At 38.5% G+C, this 20,000-nt stretch carries 18 protein-coding genes and 1 pseudogene; 13 read left to right on the top strand and 6 right to left on the bottom strand.

Annotated elements, in window-relative coordinates; all coding sequences use genetic code 11:
* Together LS67_RS05915 and htpG are read right to left on the bottom strand one after the other, a co-directional pair.
* Window positions 1-1,341 (bottom strand): annotated as a pseudogene (locus LS67_RS05915) (methyl-accepting chemotaxis protein); the annotation flags it as partial.
* Between the two features lie 358 nt (window positions 1,342-1,699).
* A complete protein-coding gene (htpG, locus tag LS67_RS05910) occupies window positions 1,700-3,556 on the bottom strand; it encodes a molecular chaperone HtpG (RefSeq protein WP_034327259.1) in 1,857 nt (618 codons plus the stop codon).
* Between the two features lie 231 nt (window positions 3,557-3,787).
* Here htpG and LS67_RS05905 point away from each other — a divergent pair, with 231 nt between their 5' ends.
* The 13 genes from LS67_RS05905 to LS67_RS10115 all read left to right on the top strand — a co-directional run bounded on the left by LS67_RS05905 (window position 3,788) and on the right by LS67_RS10115 (window position 16,117).
* Complete coding sequence (locus LS67_RS05905) at window positions 3,788-5,011, top strand: patatin-like phospholipase family protein (protein WP_052099871.1); 1,224 nt, start codon at window positions 3,788-3,790, stop codon at window positions 5,009-5,011.
* Window positions 5,012-5,026: 15 nt separating this feature from the next.
* Window positions 5,027-6,001 carry a radical SAM/SPASM domain-containing protein gene (locus LS67_RS05900; protein WP_034327261.1) on the top strand — a complete coding sequence of 325 codons (975 nt, stop codon included), beginning with the start codon at window positions 5,027-5,029 and terminating at the stop codon, window positions 5,999-6,001.
* Between the two features lie 223 nt (window positions 6,002-6,224).
* Complete coding sequence (locus LS67_RS05895; protein WP_034327263.1) at window positions 6,225-7,361, top strand: Opr family porin; 1,137 nt, start codon at window positions 6,225-6,227, stop codon at window positions 7,359-7,361.
* A gap of 19 nt (window positions 7,362-7,380) precedes the next feature.
* Window positions 7,381-8,658, top strand: coding sequence for a hypothetical protein (locus LS67_RS05890; protein ID WP_034327265.1), 1,278 nt, complete (start codon window positions 7,381-7,383; stop codon window positions 8,656-8,658).
* A 149-nt stretch (window positions 8,659-8,807) separates the two neighbouring features.
* Window positions 8,808-9,248: a protoporphyrinogen oxidase HemJ gene (hemJ, locus tag LS67_RS05885; protein ID WP_034327267.1), complete on the top strand. Its 441-nt coding sequence runs from the start codon at window positions 8,808-8,810 to the stop codon at window positions 9,246-9,248.
* Between the two features lie 9 nt (window positions 9,249-9,257).
* Window positions 9,258-10,664, top strand: a complete 1,407-nt coding sequence (argH, locus tag LS67_RS05880; RefSeq protein ID WP_034327269.1) for an argininosuccinate lyase — start codon at window positions 9,258-9,260, stop codon at window positions 10,662-10,664.
* Window positions 10,665-10,695: 31 nt separating this feature from the next.
* Window positions 10,696-11,421 carry a bifunctional demethylmenaquinone methyltransferase/2-methoxy-6-polyprenyl-1,4-benzoquinol methylase UbiE gene (gene ubiE / locus LS67_RS05875; protein WP_034327271.1) on the top strand — a complete coding sequence of 242 codons (726 nt, stop codon included), beginning with the start codon at window positions 10,696-10,698 and terminating at the stop codon, window positions 11,419-11,421.
* 272 nt (window positions 11,422-11,693) lie between these two features.
* Window positions 11,694-13,178 (top strand): malate dehydrogenase (quinone), encoded by a 1,485-nt coding sequence (mqo, locus tag LS67_RS05870; protein WP_034327273.1) that lies wholly within the window; start codon window positions 11,694-11,696, stop codon window positions 13,176-13,178.
* A gap of 165 nt (window positions 13,179-13,343) precedes the next feature.
* Window positions 13,344-13,793 (top strand): tetratricopeptide repeat protein, encoded by a 450-nt coding sequence (locus LS67_RS05865; protein WP_034327274.1) that lies wholly within the window; start codon window positions 13,344-13,346, stop codon window positions 13,791-13,793.
* Window positions 13,790-14,155, top strand: coding sequence for a hypothetical protein (locus tag LS67_RS05860; protein WP_034327276.1), 366 nt, complete (start codon window positions 13,790-13,792; stop codon window positions 14,153-14,155). Before LS67_RS05865 ends, LS67_RS05860 begins: the two co-directional genes overlap by 4 nt.
* A 291-nt stretch (window positions 14,156-14,446) precedes the next feature.
* Window positions 14,447-15,010, top strand: coding sequence for an elongation factor P (efp, locus tag LS67_RS05855; RefSeq protein WP_034327277.1), 564 nt, complete (start codon window positions 14,447-14,449; stop codon window positions 15,008-15,010).
* Window positions 15,011-15,488: 478 nt separating this feature from the next.
* Window positions 15,489-15,950 carry an outer membrane beta-barrel protein gene (locus tag LS67_RS05850; protein ID WP_052099872.1) on the top strand — a complete coding sequence of 154 codons (462 nt, stop codon included), beginning with the start codon at window positions 15,489-15,491 and terminating at the stop codon, window positions 15,948-15,950.
* 17 nt (window positions 15,951-15,967) lie between these two features.
* On the top strand, window positions 15,968-16,117 hold the full coding sequence (locus LS67_RS10115; protein ID WP_268902984.1) for a hypothetical protein: 150 nt from the start codon (window positions 15,968-15,970) through the stop codon (window positions 16,115-16,117).
* A gap of 131 nt (window positions 16,118-16,248) precedes the next feature.
* On the opposite strand, the gene LS67_RS05845 is transcribed toward LS67_RS10115, so the two are convergent.
* The 4 genes from LS67_RS05845 to LS67_RS05830 are packed head-to-tail and all read right to left on the bottom strand — an operon-like array spanning window position 16,249 to window position 19,973.
* On the bottom strand, window positions 16,249-16,881 hold the full coding sequence (locus LS67_RS05845) for a hypothetical protein (RefSeq protein ID WP_052082147.1): 633 nt from the start codon (window positions 16,879-16,881) through the stop codon (window positions 16,249-16,251).
* 26 nt (window positions 16,882-16,907) lie between these two features.
* Window positions 16,908-17,219: a YbjQ family protein gene (locus LS67_RS05840; RefSeq protein ID WP_034327278.1), complete on the bottom strand. Its 312-nt coding sequence runs from the start codon at window positions 17,217-17,219 to the stop codon at window positions 16,908-16,910.
* Window positions 17,220-17,228: 9 nt separating this feature from the next.
* Complete coding sequence (gene aspS, locus LS67_RS05835; protein WP_034327279.1) at window positions 17,229-18,974, bottom strand: aspartate--tRNA ligase; 1,746 nt, start codon at window positions 18,972-18,974, stop codon at window positions 17,229-17,231.
* A 30-nt stretch (window positions 18,975-19,004) separates the two neighbouring features.
* Complete coding sequence (locus LS67_RS05830; RefSeq protein WP_034327280.1) at window positions 19,005-19,973, bottom strand: chemotaxis protein; 969 nt, start codon at window positions 19,971-19,973, stop codon at window positions 19,005-19,007.
* Window positions 19,974-20,000: the final 27 nt, after the last annotated feature.

The following is a 20,000-nucleotide window of genomic DNA, read 5'->3' as shown; positions in this document are numbered from 1 at the left end:
TTCATTAAGCTGTGGATTATGAGGTGTTTCTGTAATTCTTGCTCTTAAATCGCCAGATTCAATAGTCTTGGCTGTGGCGACTGATTGTTCCACTGCTTTAGAATCTTGTTGCAAACCATTTTTGGTAGAAGCAATATTTTCGTTGATAGCCTCTCCCATTGCTCCAAGCTCATCACGACCCCTAATGACAAGTGGTTCTGGTGCTACTTTGATTTTATGATTGAGGTAATCAAAAAATTCAAAAAGCGTATGCGAAATATGGCGAATTCTGCTTGCGATTGTAGACTTGATATATATAAACATAACAAGCGATACAAGAGCAACAGCAACTATGCCCACGATTACAAGCGCTATTTGTAGTGTAACGATAGGTTTGTTGATTGCACTAAATGGTGCAAGTGAAACAACGGTCCACCATAAGTCGGTACCGGGCCATATTTCAAAACTATTAAGTGCTACTTTTGAGTTTTGACCAATTATATTTGTATATGTATAAATTCCACTTTGATGTTTTTTTGCTGCTTCAACTATCTCTTTTGCGCTAGGGTGAGTATTGACATTTCTTAAATCTTGCGAACGCCATTGAGCTCTCTCCTCCGTTGCACTATTAAATATGATTGACCCATTGGTGTCAATTACTATTCTTTTATCACCTTCAAATACTCTTAAACCAGGGGAAGCCAAAATATCATCAATCATTTCCAAATTGAGGAAATTCCCTATAACACCCACATGCTTACCATTTTGTATAATTGGAACGATTGCAGCCTTGAGATATTGTGTCTTACCCTTAATATTGACTTGACGCGAAGGTGTCATATCTACGCTGCTTTTATTGAGTGAGTTTAAGATACTAGGCATTTCCTCTAACAAATCCTTGGGCATAATGCCTGTAGAAACACCACCTAATGCTGCATCTTCATCTATTGATAAGATTGCAAATTCGCCCGTTGGCAAGAGGTAATGATCACCTTTGATATTTTTCTGTGTATAGTCTTTTTTTATTATAATAAAGCCACCCACAGAATATCTGTTTGTATCTACAACATTTTCAAGTATGTTGATTAGTTGTCCCTCATCAAACGTAAAGCCTTTCCCTATCATCGACTCTATTACTGCATTTGCACTTATAGTAGATGAAAATATTTCACCAGTAGCCCCTACGATAAGATTTTTGTATCGTGCAGCCGTGTTGCTTAAGAGATTATCACTTTCGCGTTCCAATGTTTGCGAAGCAAAAAATGAAACAACAAGAACAATCAGTATGACACAGAGTATAACGATAAACGAAACGACGGAGATAATCTTCGTCCCAATGTTCAAGCGACCAAAAAAGCCCATGGCAACCTCCTAAAATTATTTGTGGTTTAAGTTCTTAAATACTTCGCACTTTAGCAATATACAAGTGGAAATTTAGAGAGACTAAAAAAATAGCGATTGTAGCATAAATCTAGCGTTAAGTCTATAAAGCGGAATAAAATTTGACAATTTTTTTACACCATTTGTATTTTTTATTTTTTAAGTGCTGTTCGTGTGAAAAATATAACATACTTTTTTCTATAAAATATTAAGCATACCTAGATTCTGTAGCTTATTGAATCTGGTATGTTTGGCTTTGCGTGAGGAGAGCAAAACGCGCGATTTATTCTTTTTAGATTCTATAAATTATTGCAAAATCTAAAGCGCGTTAGCCATAAGCTTATAGACTTCTTAAAATCAAATCATTGAGCTGTGCATTAAAAGTTTTCGCATTCTCTAGCGCACCACCCTCAAGCACTACCGCAGCCCCAAAGAGCAAAAGTGCACTTTGTTTGATTTTGTCCTCTTGTGCGTTTTTAAGCTTTTCAAAAATGCTATGTGTGATGTTTAGCTCAATAGTTGGCTTAGATTCTGGCATTTTTTGCCCCATTTGTGCCATAAGATTTGCCATCATAGGATTAGAATCCTCTTTAATAAGCGTGAGTGGAGCTTCGCCTAGGGTGGAGAGTTTCACTTCGGCTATTTGCCCTCCTAGCGCGTCTTTAAATCCTTTCACAACCCCTTCAAAAGCCTTTTGAATTTCTTCAGGGATAGAATCTTCCCCTAGCTCCTCTAATGCCTCTTTGGAGTTAATGCTCCTTAGGGGCGTTTTGTCATACTCGCCCACCATTGGCATAACCACCGCGTCAATCTCATCGCTTAAAAGCAATACATCAAAGCCTTTTTGTGCGAATTTTTCAAGCAGAGGTGCATTTTTGAGTGAATCTTTATTTTCGCCTAGTATATAATAGATACTCTTTTGCTCGCTACTCATTGCGTCTTTGTAGGCTTTGAGCGAGAGATTCTCTACCTTGAAGCTATCAAAGCGTAAAAGTTCTAAAATTTTCTCTTTGTTTTCATAGTCGCTATATAAGCCCTCTTTAAGCACTTTACCAAATTCTTTATAGAAATCTTTGTATTCCTCATCTTTTTTTGCGATATTTGCTATTTCACCTAGAATCTTCTTTGTGGAGGCGGATTTGATATTGGCTAGAATCTTGTTTTGTTGCAAAATTTCTCGACTCACATTAAGTGGTAAATCCTCGCTGTCTATCACCCCACGCACAAAACGCAAGTATGGTGGCAAAAGCTCCTTGTCATCATCAGTGATAAATACGCGCTTGACATAGAGTTTTACGCCAGATTGGTAATCCACACGATAGAGGTCAAACGGAGCTTTTTTAGGGATATAAAAAAGAGTGGTGTATTCTAAATTTCCCTCGACTTTTGTGTGAATCCACCTCATAGGCTCGTTGTTATCGTGTGTGAGTGTGGCATAAAATTCTTTGTAATCATTCTCTTTAAGCTCGGCTTTTGGAATTTTCCACAAAGCTTTAGCAGTATTGACTTGTGAGACTTTATCTTCTTTTTTCTCCTGTCTGTTATCGCCCTCGCCCTCGAAGCTAGATTCAGTAAAATGGAGGAAAATAGGGAAAGCAATATGCTCAGAATATTTATGGATAATGCTTTCAATCTCCCACTTAGAGGCAAAATGCGCCTCATCTTCGCGCAAATAAAGCGTGATTTTTGTGCCTTGAGTATCCTTAATGCACTCTCCAAGCTCATACTCGCCTTTGCCCTCACTCACCCACGCGTATGCCTTTTCTTCACCGGCTTTTTTACTTTCTACCACGACACGATGTGCCACCATAAACGCAGAGTAAAAGCCCACGCCAAACTGCCCAATAAGTGCAGAATCTTTTTTCTTATCGCCACTAAGTTGGGCTAGGAAGCTCTTTGTGCCGGATTTTGCTATAATGCCTAGATGTTCTTTCATATCCGCTTCGTTCATACCCACGCCATTATCCTCGATTGTAATCGTTTTTTTCTCCTCATCAAAAGATATATCAATGCGCGCATCAAAGGCGAGTGATTTAAGATTATCCTGTGTAAGTGTGAGATAAGAGAGTTTATCGAGCGCGTCAGAGGCGTTGCTGATAAGCTCTCGCAAAAAAATCTCTTTATGTGAATACAATGAATGTATCATTAAATCTAAAAGCTGTGTAATCTCAGTTTCAAATTGATGTTTTGTTGCCATTTTTTCTCCTTAGAATCAAAAATAAATTGGCAATCATAGCAGAAAATGATAAATTTGTGTAAAGTTTATATTAATATTATAAACTTTTATGAGTTAATTCATATAAAAATTATTTAGTATCCTAATGATATATAAATGCTTAAAAAGCTTGTGATATAATCTCTCTCACTAGATTCTAAAATTATCAATAATGCAAAGAAAATATCATAATGCAAAACCTAAGGAGTAGCGATGAAAATAGCTATCGTGCTTGGTGGTGGCGGTTCAAAGGGTGCGTACCACATCGGTGCGTGGCGAGGGCTAAGAGAGATTGGCATAGAGTATCAAATCATTACGGGCACGAGTATAGGGGCATTTAATGGTGCGATGATGGTGCAGGGGGATTATGAGAGGGCTTTGAGGCTGTGGCGCGAGATTGATATTGAAAAAGTTGCGCTTAATGGTTTGAATCTACGCACGGATTTAAACTACTATAAACAGAATCTTGACAAACTCCTCCCTTTTTTGAAAAGCTATGCAAATCACAAGGGTATGGATATTACTCCACTTAAGAAAATTATAGAATCTATGGTGGATAGCACATTTTTTAGCTCACCTATTGATTATGGTTTAGTGAGCGTGAAGCTCCCCTCATTTAGCCCGATAGAAAAGGCAAAGAATGAGCTAAATGCTAAAAATCTTGCGCTATGGCTACTCGCTTCCGCTTCGTGCTTTCCGGCATTTCCCGTGTGTGAGATTGAGGGGGAGGGCTATATTGATGGGGGATACTATGATAATTTGCCTGTAAATTTTGCCTTTGCACTCGGCGCACAGCGAGTTATTGCTATCGCGCTTAATCCAAATCCGCATATTTATAGTAATCACCCGCTTGTGAGGACGATACAGCCTCTTATGCCGCTTGGTGGAATGCTTGATTTTGATAAACATAGCATTGATGAAAATATAGAACTTGGCTACCTTGATACGCTTAAAAGCTTTGGGAGGTTGTGGGGTAGGGCGTATAGCTTTAGAATCTGCAAGGAGTTTATGCAGAAATGCGCCTTTGCGTTTGAGGAGGCACTTTGTTTTATGCTCCATAGTGAGATTAGCAATACAAAAGCTTTACCCTTTAGTCTCCATAAGGCGTTTGAGGTTTTTTCCCCTGCACTTTCAAGCAAGATTCTGCAACTCTTAAGTGAAGAATCGCCCTATATCTCGCATATTGAGCGTGTATGTGCGAGTGAAACAAGTGAAATAACGCACCACAGCCCATATCACCTTGCTTTGCATTTGATAGAAACCATAATGACAGATTCTAAAGCCTTTCCATATACTAGAATCTACGAGCTAGAGGAGGTTTGCACGAAGCTAAAAAATCATCATTTGAAGCATTTTGACATAGATGAGCTAAGCACACAAAATAGCGATAGCGCGTTGCTTTGGGCATTTTTTAGCCTATTTGCTCGCTATTTATAGACAAGACATATCAAAATGGCGCAATTTGAAAAATTTTACATTGAGATAAGCGATTATTGTGGGCTAAACTGCACTTTTTGCCCTAGCCACTCGCGCAAAAGTGTGCGTGGAGCAATGCAAAAGGAAGTTTTTGAATCTATATGTAGGCAAATAGAGGGCAAAACAAAGCGCGCGTGCTTTCACATACTTGGCGATCCGCTGAGCGTGAAAAACTTTGAGGACTATACACAAATCGCGCATTCTTATCATCTTAAAATTGATTTGGTAACTACCGGCTTATTTTTGAAAGAGCGACATTTTGAACTTTTGCTGCAAGAGCCTTTTGTGCAGGTTTCATTCTCTTTAAGTGCATTTTTGGCAAATCCACTTTTGCTTCATACATCACATTTGTATAGAATCTTAAGCTTTTGTGAGGCGTGCATACACGCAAATTCACCTATTTTTATCAATCTCCGCCTCCATCAAAATGATATTTTGCAAAAAAGTAGAGATTTTAATATGATTTTAGAATCTATAAGAAGCTTTTTTGGTTTATCCGCTTATGTTTTGGAGCAGTTTTTAGCAGGGAGAGATATTCGCATAAAACTTGCACCAAAGATTTTTCTAAACGCTACGCGTAGCTTTAGCTGGGAGCAAGAGGATATAAAAAAGGTGGATACTATGCGCGGTGGGTTAGATTCTCATAATCAAGTAGAGATAGAATCTAAAGATTGCAAAATTTTTAAAGATTCTAAAACACAAAGAGAGGAAAAAAATCCGCGCAAACCATTGTGCTATGGTGCGATAAAGCAGTGTGGAGTGCTAAGCAATGGGGAGCTTGTGCCTTGCTGTATTGATTACAAAGGCAAGGCGAGTTTTGGCAATGTGAAAGAGCAAAGCATAAAAAATATTTTAGAATCCCCCTCTTTTAAGGGATTTAGGCATTTACTCAAAGAGGGCATAGCACCTTGTGATCTCTGCAAAAACTGCGGGTATAAAGATATTTTGTAGATTCTTATGTATTAAAATCTACGCGAAAGCACTTGTGTATGCACGATAGCGTGATTATAAAAATATAATCTTGCTCCGCTCAATCCTCTAAGATTCTCTACTAGCTCTACTCTCTATTTTGCACATTTTATGACTTTTGCAAACTTATGGAATTATTTTTGCTGGATACAGAGGTAATGCAGATTCTAAAAGGAATTAGAATATCTATGCTAAAAGGGATTTTATGAAAAGAATAATCTTGATTCTTGCCTGTGTATTTGGATTTATTGAGGTTGCAAATGCAGTTGATTGGGCGCGTTTGCTTCTTACTGGTCGTCCAAGCGGGCATATGGGGTTGTATTATCAAGGTATGACGGGTGGCGCACCGAGCTTTGTCGATGCAAATGTCTCACTTGCGTATCAAACGCAAAGGTATCATGGCATTGGGCTGGGCACTTCTATGTGGGCTGCAACAAAACTCTACCAAGCACACACGGGGGATTTTTCTCAAGTAAAAGATGGCTTTGTCTTGACAGAACTTAATGCAAGTTTTGTGAATCCCGGACGCATTAGTATATATGCTGGGAGATTTAAAACCGATAGCGAGTGGATAAAGCACTACACACAAGGAGCGGCGGTAAAGTATGAAGATATAGAAAATTTACAGGTTGATTTTATTTGGGCGTGGAAAAATGCGTATGTTACAAATTATCGCGTGGCAAACTTCTATAATCCATTTGGCGATGTAGGTGCAATGTATCTAGGCGCGTCCCTTATTTTGCCAAATTCTCCATTGCAGGTTACACCTTATGTATATACGGCTCCAAATGATTTTGTATCATTTGGATTAAAAGTCCTAGTGGCTGTCCCTGCAGGTAGCTTTACTCTCTATGGAAAAATGCATTTTCTTGGATTTTCGGGTAAAAATGATAAGGTCATTGATGGTTCAAGAACAAGTGGCGATGGTGGTTTTGTATGGTTAGAAGGTGGCGCAAAATGGGCTGGTATTAATGCTGGTGGAGGCGTCATCTCTATGAATAAAAGTGGCGCAAGGGGCATTGATGCTTTTGGGCAAAGTAGCTACTTTGAAAGGCGAGAAGGTTTATTTTATAATAATGCTACCACATTGTATGGATTCTTGGAATATGATTTAAAAAAGTATGTGCAGCTTGATGCGGCTATACGACACACTTCTATTAGCACAAAAAATATTTTTAACTGGGAAGTTGGATTGATATCTGAGCCACAAAGTAATATAAAAGTGGGTGTTAAAGTTATAGGAATGATAAATAATGCCGATTTTACACTAGATGATTCTGTTTTTGCTAACGATGGCAGGAATTATCTCCTAACTCGTCTTTTTGGACAAGTTAGTTTTTAAAAACTTATAAGGAGACAAAATGAAGAAAGTAGTATATGTTTCACTTGTTGCAGCTTCGGCTTTGGCAATGAGTGCAAATGCTGTAGAAGTTATTCCATTTGGGCATTTAGGTGCTTTTTATCATCAAGGGTTTGGCGGGTTGCCTACTACTGATAAAAATGGCAAAGAAGTGCAACGAGCTTATGCTGATGTAAGTGCAAGAGTTGGAATTGAGCTTGGTTTAAGTCAATCTCTTAGCGTGGGACTTGGTGGTTGGGGTGCATATCCATTCTATACCACAGGACATCAAAATAATTATGTAGGCGATATTGCTATTCCTAAAAATGGTGATGTGTCCGATGCGTATTTGCGCTATGATGGTGGAAGTTTAAGCTTTATTCTTGGACGCTTTGATATGGGGCAGTTTTATCTTGGCAAAGATGGTAAAAATTATACAGGCGTAGATTGGATTTATGGCAATGTGCAAGGTGCTGCACTCAATGTCGGTAGCAAGGCAGTAAGCTTTTGGGCATATTGGAGAAACTCTCAACTTGGTGCGGGACAAGCCTATAATAGAATGGGTTATGAACTTTCAAGCTTTAATACTTATCAAAATTATAAGAGTAGCACAAAAATTGGTGAGCTTGTAAGTGCAGGGTTGGATTTTGATTTTGGTATGTTAAAGGTTTCACCTTTTGTGGCTTATCTCACTGATATGAACACTTCTATCGACACAACAAAAAATAGTCCAGGCACAGATGATATATTAAATGCTGGAGCAAAGGCGCAACTTGAGCTTGGTAGTGGGAATCTCAAATCAATCACTACATTACGAGGTATTTATGGCACAAATAATATAGTAGGCAAGGGCAAGAACACAAACGGAGTAACTTTTTGGGTTGATGAGGAATTACGATTTAATGATATTTGGAAGCTCGGAGCCGGATATGTAAGCCAAAACAAAGATGCCCATCTTTTAAATTTTGGTGATAGAGCAAGATTCTATGGCTATCGTGGTGGCTTAAGCGGCGCAGGCTATGGTGCTTATCTAGGAGGAAGTGGTCTAAATAACCATAGCACTTGGTATGTATTTGGTGGTGTAGAAGCAAAACGCGTCGCACTTGATTTGCTCTATGCTGGCGGTGATTACGAAGAGCTTTCTGCGGTTGGTTCAGTAAAACTTTGGACAAATAGCGATAATATGTATTTCTCAGTAGGTGCTGGATATGTTGGGACAGGTAAAGGAAGTCCTTTCTACGCTGTATCTAATGATAAATGGCAGCATTCAGCTCTTGCATTTGCTAAATTTGGATTCTAAAATCCTTTGAAACTTTCAAAGGCTAGAGGGTTGTCTCTAGCCTTATTCTTTCTTCTCTCCATCATAAACTGCAAATAAAGCAGCAAACTTACAAATTTCCTTAAAAGTTAATGTATAATAGTAATTTTATTAGAGCTTAAGGAGCAAAAATGGAGTTTTTATACATTAAGGCATTTCATATCATTATGCTTGTTTCTTGGATGGCAATGTTATTTTATCTTCCGCGTTTATTTGTGTATCACGCGCAACATCGTGATAACGAATCTTTTATAAATATCGTAAAATTACAAGAGTTACGACTTTATAAATATATAGGTATGCCTGCGTTTGTGCTTACTTTACTTACGGGAATAACAATGATTGTGTTAAATCCTGTCTTTCTTAAAGTATCTGAATCTGGTTTGTGGCTTCATATCAAGCTTGTATGTGTATTCTGTCTCATTATCTATCATTTTATGTGTGGATACTTTATAAAAACTTTGGGGAATGCTTCTTGCACAAAAAACCACAAATTCTTTCGATTTTTTAATGAGATACCCACTATTTTGCTTATCATCATTGCTATTTTGACAGTGTGCAAACCTATATAGAGAAATGTAATGGCGAAGTTATGGGGAGGGCGATTTAGCCAAGAATCTAGCTCACTTTTAGAGGAATTTAATGCTTCGATTTTCTTTGACAATGCACTATGGCGCGAGGATATAGCTGGTTCAAAAGCTCACGCGCAAATGCTCGGTAAAATCGGTGTTTTGCAGCCTAATGAAGTGGAGCTTATTTTAGATGGACTTACAAAAATCGCGCAGGATATAGAAGAGGGTCATTTTCAATTTAAAGCAAGTGATGAAGATATACATATGGCAATAGAATCTGCTCTTACAGAGTGTATTGGTGATGTAGGTAAAAAACTTCATACTGCAAGAAGTCGCAACGACCAAGTCGCACTTGATTTTCGTTTGTATGTTTTAAAATATAATTGTTTCATTCGCTCCTTGCTTTTAGAGATTATGGAATCTATTTTGAATCTTGCTAAAGAGCATACACAAAGCATTATGCCGGGTATGACTCATTTACAACACGCTCAACCTGTAAATTTTGGCTTTCATCTCGTGGCGTGGGCGTGTAATTTTAAACGCGATATAGAGCGTTTGGAAGATGACTATAAACGCAATAACTTTTGCCCATTAGGCAGTGGAGCATTAGCTGGCACTCCTTATGGTAATGATAGGGTATATCTTGCAGAGATTTTGGGGTTTAGCGCACCTACGCTTAATGCAATGGATTCTGTAAGTGATAGAGATTTTGCCCTTGATATGCTTTATAGCCTTTCTATGGTGATGATGCACCTTTCTCGTGTGGCTGAAGAGCTTGTGCTATGGAGCACTCAAGAATTTGCCTTTATTACCCTAAGTGATGCGTATGCGACAGGAAGTTCGATTATGCCGCAGAAAAAAAATCCCGATGTCCCCGAACTTTTGCGCGGTAAGAGTGGGCGTGTATATGGTGCGCTTATGGGCTTACTAAGCGTGATGAAAGGCTTACCTTTAGCTTATAATAAAGATACGCAAGAGGATAAAGAGGGAGTATTTGATGCGCTTAAAAATGTAAGCATATGTCTTAAAATCGCTAAAGAATGTCTTGATACTATGAGTGTCTGCACTGACAATATGGCTAAAATGGCAAAAAAAGGACATATAAGCGCTACTGATTTGGCAGATTTTTTAGTGCGTGAATGTAATGTAGCATTCCGCGATGCGCATCATATCACCGGGCGCGTGGTGGCTTTAGCTGAAAGCAAGGGTGTGGATTTGAGCGATTTAGATGAGAGTGAGATTCTAAAAGTTGATTCACGCATTAAGGCGGGGGTAAAATCTGTGCTGGATTTAGAATCCTCGATGAACGCGCGAAATACACTTGGTGGCACTTCTAGTGTGCAGACTAACGCACAGATTGATGAGCTTAGAGCGTTTGTGAGTGAGCATAAGACACAGATTCAAAAGAGAGTATAAAAAAGAATCTAGATTCTAAATAAGGCATAAGATGAGTGATAAACAAGAGCAAATTGTGAATATGTTTAATGAAATTGCACCAAGCTATGATAGAGCAAATCGCGTAATGAGCTTGGGTATTGATGTAACTTGGCGTGTAACGGGTTGCAAAAAGGCGTTTGAAGCATTAGGCAAAGATGAAATAGAATGTGTGCTTGATGTGGCGTGTGGCACCGGCGATATGTTGTGGCATTGGGACAATCAGGCAAAAAAAGCACATAAACAAATAAAACAAATGCGCGGCATTGATCCTTCAAAAGGTATGCTTGATGTCGCAAAAGAAAAGCTTGCTCCACTCAATGAAAAGCTAAAACTTGAAATAGGCGAAGCAAAAGCACTCAATATAGAATCTGAAAGCGTGGATATTCTATCAATTGCCTATGGTTTGCGCAATGTCGTGGCACTAGATTCTGCTCTCGATGAATTTGCGCGTGTGCTGAAAAAGGGCGGGGTGCTCGTCATTTTGGAATTTATGAATGATGAAAATGTTGGGATTTTGCAGCGGTTAATGCGCTTTTATACACGCAAGATTCTGCCTTTGGTGGGGGGATTGATTTCGCATAATCACGCCGCATATCAGTACCTGCCAAATTCCATAAAGGATTTTGTGAGTGCTCAAACCTTACAGAAAAAGCTCCAAACTCGTGCCATCACAAGCTATTTTATGAAAGGATATAGTGCAAATATTTCTACACTTTATGTAGGGATAAAATCCTAAAAGATTTGCAAAATATGCTTCTGCACATTTTAATTGGTGTTGTGCTTCGCGTATGTGTTATGAGTTTTTTGAATTTTGCCCTAGGTATATTCGTTAAGATTTTAGTGGCAGATTCTAAAAAATGTAACATTAAGAATAAAAAAGCGATTTTGGTAACTAAAGTATAGTTTTATTTTACTTTTTATAAACATTATTTACAAACTTCGCTTATTATAAAGCGGACAGAAAAGATTTGGTTATTATACCACATAGGCATTTAGAAAGGGGTTAGAATGGGTGAAGATGCAGACATAGTTTTGGTTGGTGGGGGTGTGATGAGCTTCACCTTAGCGGCGATGATAAAGGAGCTTCAACCTTCTGCGCATATAAGCGTGTATGAAATGCTTGAAGATGTGGCGTTGGAGAGCAGTATGTGTTGGAACAACGCAGGGACAGGACATCAATCTTTTTGTGAGTTAAACTACACACCTAAAAAGGCAGATGGTAGTATTGATATTACAAAGGCTGTGAGTATTAATCAACAATACGAGCTTAGCAAAGAGTTTTGGGCATATTGTGTGCGGGTTGGGATTCTCAAAGAGCCTAAAACTTTTTTGAATCCTGTGCCACATCTTAGCTTTGTCGTAGATGATATCGTGTCTTTTTTGAAACAACGTTATGAAACGCTCAAAACTTGCCCACTTTTTTCAAATATGCACTATTCCGAGGATAGAGATCAAATCAAACAATGGGCGCCACTTCTCCTAGAGGGGCGAGATGACAAGCAGAGTATAGCGGTTACCTATATGGAGGAGGGTAGTGATGTCAATTTTGGCGAGATTGTGCGACAATTTAAGGACAAGCTTAGCCAAAAAGATGGATTTGATGTCTATGTAAATCATAAAGTCTGTGATATTAATAAAGATGGCAACGCTTGGCTTTTGGATGTGCTTGATAAGCAAAATGGCACAAAAAAACAAGTGAAGACGAAGTTTGTATTTTTGGGTGCTGGTGGTGGTTCGTTTCCATTATTGCAAAAGAGTGGGATACCTGAGGGTAGGGGTTATGGTGGATTCCCTGTAGGTGGGCTATGGCTCGTATGTAAAAATCGCGATATTATCGATAAGCACCACGCTAAAATCTATGGTAAAGCCTCTATTGGCGACCCACCTATGTCTGTGCCACACTTGGATACGCGCATTATTAATGACAAGAAAGAATTACTTTTTGGACCTTATGCGGGATTTAATACAAAGTTTTTGAAACACGGCAGTTTTTTTGACTTCCCTTTGTCTATGCGCGCAAATAACCTCTTGCCTATGATTCAGGCGGGAATTGATAATGTGCCTTTGACAGTGTATCTCATTAAGCAGATTCTAATGCTGGATAGACAGAGAATGAAAAAGCTCAATGTGTTTATTCCTGCGGCGGAGTTTAAAGATTGGCGAGCGATGTTTGCCGGGCAAAGAGTGCAAATCATCAAAAAAGACGCGAATGGCAGAGGAAGTTTGCAATTTGGCACGGAGGTGATTACCTCACAAGATGGCACTTTGGCGGCGTTGCTCGGTGCGTCTCCGGGTGCTTCAACCGTGGTGAATATTATGCTTCAGGTGCTTGAACGATGCTTTGGTGATAAGATGAACTCTAGTGATTGGCGAGAAAAACTTACGCAAATGGTACCCTCATATGGACGCTCTATGGAGGAAAATATCACTCGTTTTAATGAGTGTCGTTCAAAAACTGCGGAAACTCTACAAATGCCATTTTGTGCTATTTAGCTGCGACAAGAACAACACAAACTATGTGTGAGTGGCTTTTTTAAAGCCCACGCACGATAAAATCGATGATTTTCTGTTATAATACGCGTTTTATTTTACTATAAGGATTTAGGCGATTAGAAAATGTAAAGAACTAAAATTGCAAGAAAGCACATCGCCGAGCGAATGGGAATCTTAGGCTGGGAAAATATACGAATAGATTATGACTTTCTTTTTATTCTTACAGATTTAAAAACTGGACGTGTTGCATGGGATGATGAGGGGCATATCTCAAAGGTTGTGAAAAAAGCGCAAGCAGGAAATTTTAAAAGGCTAGGTGAGGGAACTTGTGATGGAGGCGATGTGGTTGATTGTAACAAATTAGCAAATGAAGCTTTTGATTTAGGTGATTATGAAAAATCATATGAGTTTTTTAACAAAGCCTGCAAACTTGGAAATAATACCTCTTGTGATAGTGCGAAATATACAAAAAAGAAGCATAAAGAACTAAAAAGAATAAACAGAGACTGGCATTTTGGATTTGTTTTAGGGGGTGATGTGGGTATAGGAACTGCAAATATATGGTTCCTATACCTTATATCTCTAATGGCAACAATAGTGGCACAATTCGTTTGAGTAAGAGTATTAAATCTGGAGATTTGATTTCGTTTATAATCCCATATATACTAAAAGCAGGTGTCTTTTTGCAACGAACAAGCGGTTTATATTTAAATGCAAATATCCTTTATGGTAACTATAGCTTTACGACAATTGATAGCGAACACGATTTTCAATGCACTGGTGATCGCTACGGCTCCTGCAGTTGGGAGGGTGTTTATCTCAGTGGATTAAACTTTGAACAAAAATTGCTCGGTTGGAATATAAGGGTTGGTCGGGGCTATTATAATAAAAATAGTAATGGCGCACTCTTTATCGGTGGAGGTGCTTTAACTGATTATGGCTCAAGAATGTATAGCCATGGGTGGATTTGTGATTAACAAAGAGCTTAAAAACACTTATCCTTTTTTTGGGAAATTGGAATTGTTTTTTCATTAAATCATATATTCTTTATAGAGGGGACATACAGATTTATGTTTGATGGCAAACCAAGCGAAGATTTTGTAAGCACTGCTTCGCTCAACCTAGGTGCAGGAATCTTTTTGCCCCTATGGTAAGCATATCCCCCTCAACAAATCTTAAGTATGTCTAAATCCCTACAATTGAAAAAAATTTACTCAAATGCTATAATACGCGCTTTTGAACAATTTTACTACTTCAAAGGATACAAAATGGCAATAGGAATGAGCGAACTCAAAAAAGGACTAAAGATTGAAATTGATGGGATTCCATATAGAATCACCGAGTATCAGCACGTAAAACCCGGCAAAGGCGCGGCATTTGTGCGGGCAAAAATCAAATCTTTTCTTGATGGCAAAGTGATTGAAAAAACTTTTCACGCAGGGGATAAATGCGAAGAACCAAATTTACAAGAAAACACAATGCAGTTTTTATACCACGATGATGGTGTGTTTCAGTTTATGGATACCGCTACCTATGAGCAAATAGGGCTAAACGATGAACAAGTAGGCGATGCGGCAAAATGGCTTATTGATGGTATGAATGCGCAGGTTCTATTCCACAATAATAAGGCAATTTCTGTCGATGTGCCACTTGTGGTGGAGCTTGTGATTACCGAGACTGCACCAAACTTCAAAGGCGATACGAGTAGCGGAGGCAAAAAACCTGCTACACTTGAAACTGGTGTGGTGGTGCAAGTGCCTTTCCACGTGCTAGAGGGAGAGAAAATCAAGGTAAATACCGAGACAGGCGAATATTTAGAAAAGGTAAAATAGTTTTAAGAATCTATCATAGGATCTTAGTAATAAGTTTCAGCAATATGAGTAGCCCAAATTGGTGCTACTTGCAAAGATATTAAATCCCAAAAACAATACTTTTAAATCGAGGCAGTTTGTTAGTGTAAATTTTGCTTTGATGAAAGTATCCATAGATAATCCCCACCCATAAAATTTTTATTCGTATTTATCGCGTGTAATGGCTATCCAAAATGCACTTTTATCTCAAAATTTGAGCCTATCAAAGAGAAATGTCCGCAATGTGGCGGAATAAGCGTAGAGCGTGAATATCGCAAAAAACAAGTGCGCGAATGTCTCAAATGCAAGCATAGAATAGAAATATAAAAATTATCAAATAATGTTACTTTTTCTCTAAAAAATAGATAAACCTCAAAAACCTTTTGCTTTTAAGCAAAATCGGGGTAGGGGGGTAGAATAGCGCTTATGCATTTGTAAAATAAAAAAGGGTGGCTTGACAATGAAAACAAAAAAATTGTTTGCAAGGTTGGCTGTAATTTTATTTTTTGTGGCTTCGGCGCTTGTGGCTGAAGAGAGTGGTGTGTTTGGAGGTAATGCTGTAGGTTATGGAACTCCTCATATTAAAGTATCAAATGTTAGTGGAGATACTAGTAAGACAGATTATAATGGTATAACCTTTGCATTTATTGCTGCTTATAAGCAATTTTTTACTCCTAACTTTGGATTGCGCTACTATATAAATGTAAATACAATTGCAAAAGATGTAGGTCAAAAATTTAGAGGAACTCTAATGGATTATGGGGTAAATATTGATATGCTCTATAATTTTATCGCTCGCCCTAATGCAAACCTTGGTTTTTTCTTAGGAGCTGGAGCAGGTGCAAATACTTGGGGTAAAGATATTGGTAAGGATATTGCAGATTCAAAAAATGTTAAAAAACTGCTTTTAGTGCAGGTTTAAATTTTGGTTTGCGTAGTGTGTTTGCTAAGCATTATGGGCTAGAAATTGCTGCTCGCGTGCCATTTACAAAAACTACTATTTTTGATGGAGATAATCAAGGCAACAAAATCAAAATGACAGCTTCATATGACTATAATCTTGGACTGCGTTATATTTTTAACTTCTAAGATAAGAATCTAAAGAAGCATAGGCTTTGTGCTTTATAAAAGCGCATTGCCTCAAAAAACAAGAATAAAAGAAACAAATAAGACAAAAAAGATTTACAAAAATTAAAAAGCTAGAATCTGCACCAAAGATTCTAAAAGCCAAAACTTTGAAACATTGTTTGTTTATGATAAGGGATTCCATAATTTAGTCCGCTAAAATCATATCCGTCAAAATTATAGATTTGCAAGATGATACATAGGACAAAAAAGAGTGCCCCAAGGCAAAAACCTATGATAATTTTTAATATGGTAAAAAACACAAGCGTAGCCTTAAGATGAGGCGTGTGCTTAAAAAAATCTTTAAGTGTGCTACCAACAATAGCAAAGCTTTGCCATATTACAAACCACGGAATCATAACAATCTGCACACTCAATGTAAGTGTGATATGTAATCCTGTAAGAACAAAAACTATAATAATAGCAAGACACACTCCAAATACGATATGGCTTCTTTGCATTTTGGGATTAAAAAGAAACAGCACAGGCAGATTGACAGCTATAAGATACTTGCTTAGCACTATCGCTCTGCCTACTAACTCAACAAAGCTATGATGGTCAATAGGCACTTGGGCTATAAAGCGGCGATAGAGAAGCACGAAGAGGATACACGCCCCAATATAGAAAATAAAGATAAAGAGAGCAAAGAAGAATTTGCGTTCGCTCTCACTGTTCTTTGTATCATTGGAGCTTGGCTCTGCGGGAGTTGAGGGCTTGTAGGATTTCAATGGATTAGCACTCTAAAAGCTTCATATTAGGATAATATCTTTACCGCAGTGCCATATACAAGCACTTCTGAAGTATTTGACATAAGCGATGAAGTGACATAAGAAATACCGATAATGCCATTTGCTCCAAGGGCGCGTGCTTCTTCTATCATACGTTCAGTAGCGATATTTCGTGCGTCATTAAGCATTTCGGTATAGCCTTTAATCTCGCCACCGACAATGCCCTTAAGCCCCGCCATAATATCGCGTCCTATATGCTTTGACTGCACCATTGAGCCTTTGACAAGCCCTAAGACTTCATAACTTTGTGGTATATAAGCAACACTATAAAGTTTCATATTGCCTCCTTATTTTAGTTCATTTTTTACGCGGATATGAAGTTCTTTAAGCTGTTCATTGCTCACTATACTTGGAGCTTGAGTAAGGGGACAAGTCGCCTTTTGTGTTTTGGGGAATGCGATAACATCGCGGATACTTTGCGCCTTGCTTAAAAGCATTATCAGTCTATCAAATCCAATAGCAATGCCCCCGTGTGGAGGTGCACCAAAGCTTAATGCCTCAAGCAAGAAGCCAAATTTCTCTTTTGCCTCCTCATCGCTAATGCCAAGTAACTCAAAAACTTGCTTTTGGATAGAATCTTTATGGATTCTAATACTTCCCCCGCCAAGCTCAATGCCATTGAGCACAACATCATAGGCAATAGATTCTATCTCCTCTACATCATCTTTGCTTAAATCTTTTGGCATTGTAAAAGGGTGATGTAGGGCTTTTGTTTTACCCTCATCTTTTTCAAACATAGGAAAATCCACCACCCATAAGAATTTATATTCATTTTCATTAATAAGCTTCATATCTTCAGCAACTTTAAGACGCAATCTCCCCATATAATCCCATACTATTTTTTTAGCTCCTGCGCCAAAGAAAATAATATCTCCAACCTCTGCTTTTACGCGCGATACAAGCTCATTGAGTGCAGATTGCGAGATAAATTTGACTAAAGGACCTTTGAGTTCATTTTCTTTTACTTGAATATAGGCTAGCCCTTTTGCGCCAAACTTACGCACAAAATCCTCCGCCTCGCCTAAGCTTTTGCGTGAAAAGAATGTATCGCCATCTTTGACGCATAGTGCCTTAATGCGATTGTTTTTAGAATCTTGTGCGATATTTTTAAAAATTGCATTGCTTGAATCTACAAATAAATCTCCCACCTCTACAAGCGGCATACAAAAGCGTAAATCAGGCTTATCGCTCCCGTAAGATTCCATAGCTTGTGCATAAGGCATACGCATAAAAGGTATTTCAATCTCCCTACCGCACACACTAAAAATGTCTTTAAGCAAGGTCTCTGCCATATTGATAATATCCTCTTGCTCACAAAAGCTCATTTCAATATCAATTTGGGTAAATTCAGGCTGCCTATCAGCGCGTAAATCCTCATCGCGGAAGCATTTTGCGATCTGAAAATATTTATCAAATCCACTCATCATAAGGAGTTGTTTAAAAAGCTGTGGGCTTTGGGGTAGTGCGTAAAACTCACCTTGATGCACACGTGAGGGCACAAGATAATCCCTTGCCCCTTCAGGTGTGGCTTTTGTAAGTATAGGCGTTTCTACTTCTAAAAAGCCCATTTTTTGCAAACTATTACGTGTAGCAATAGCTGCATCAGAGCGGATTTTGAATATATTATATGCTTTAGGTGAGCGCAAATCTAAATAGCGATATTTAAGTCGTAACTCCTCATTTACGCTTTCATCACCAATGGTAATGGGAGGTGTGGGCGATTTATTTTCAATAATAAGTGAGTTTAGCACGACTTCTATCATACCTGTCTTTAACTTTGGGTTTTCAAGTCCTGCACCTCTTGCTCTTACTTTACCTTTTGCAACGAGTACATATTCATCGCGTACACTTGAAGCGATAGTGTGAGCTTGAGTGCTTGGGTCGCATACAAGTTGGACAATACCACTTTTATCGCGCAAATCAATAAAAACTACACCTCCGTGGTCTCTGTAAGTATTGCACCAGCCGCAAACTTGCACTTCTTGCCCGATATGTTCTGTTCCTAATTCTGCGCACAAATGAGTTCGTAACATAGTTTTGCCTTTTATAAGTGAAATATTTGATTAAAAATCCATATCTGTAAGAAGCTTGCGTAGGGCTTGTTCGACTTCTGCTGGATTAGATTTGGTTATGAATCCATCCGCTTTGAGACGCTCCGCCATTTGATGATTGCTATCACTACTCATTGATGAATTAATAATTACGGGTATATGGCAAGTCGCTGGCGTTTCTTTGATATTTTTAAGCACTTCAAAGCCCGATACAATAGGCATTTCTAAATCTGTAATGATAGCACCTATTCTTGCAGCCACTCCCGGATTATGGAGATAATCAAGCAAAGCCTTGCCATTAGGGAAAGTAAAGTATTCTATATCAAGCGTTTCGATGATTTTTTGGAGAGATTTTGCCGCAGGTTTAGAATCTTCTGCCAAAAGCACAATTTTATCGGTTACAATTTTGCCCAAATCATTGAGTTCTAGCTCGTCCGCAGCACCTACCGATGGGAAAGCTTCGGTAAGCATTCTTTCTACATCAAGGATTTGTATCACTGAGCCATCATCATACTTTGTAGTAGCCGTAATCTTCATATCGCTATCTATGCCGAGATTCGAGCCAGTATCAATATCTTGCCAACTTCTGTGGATAATGCGCCTTACACCCATAATCTTAAGCCCAACGGTATTGTTAGAAAAATTACAAATAACTACAAGACTTTTTCTAGTATTAAGTGAAAATTCCCTCAAGTCTCTATCTGGATCTTCTTTGCTATAATAGAGCCATCGTCTCATATCTACAAGAGGAATTGTCTCATCACGCACCGTGAGGTAGCCTAGCACAACACCGCTATTATCCCCTGCAGTTTCAGTAAGCTCGTTGTCATAGTAAATAATTTCGCGTATTTTAAACACATTCATTGCATAGAGTTGATTTGTGCCATCTTTTTCTTCTTCGAGTGTGAAGCATAAAAACTGCACTTCGTTGTTGAGGTGGAGCGAAGTGGTTTTGTCGATTGATTCTTGTGCTTTTGCCAAAGCCTACCTCCAAAACTTAAAACTAAA

The organism is Helicobacter sp. MIT 03-1616 (genome assembly GCF_000765685.2).
Classification (GTDB): Bacteria; Campylobacterota; Campylobacteria; order Campylobacterales; family Helicobacteraceae; genus Helicobacter_C; species Helicobacter_C typhlonius.
This window is presented reverse-complemented; position numbering and strand designations above follow the sequence as displayed.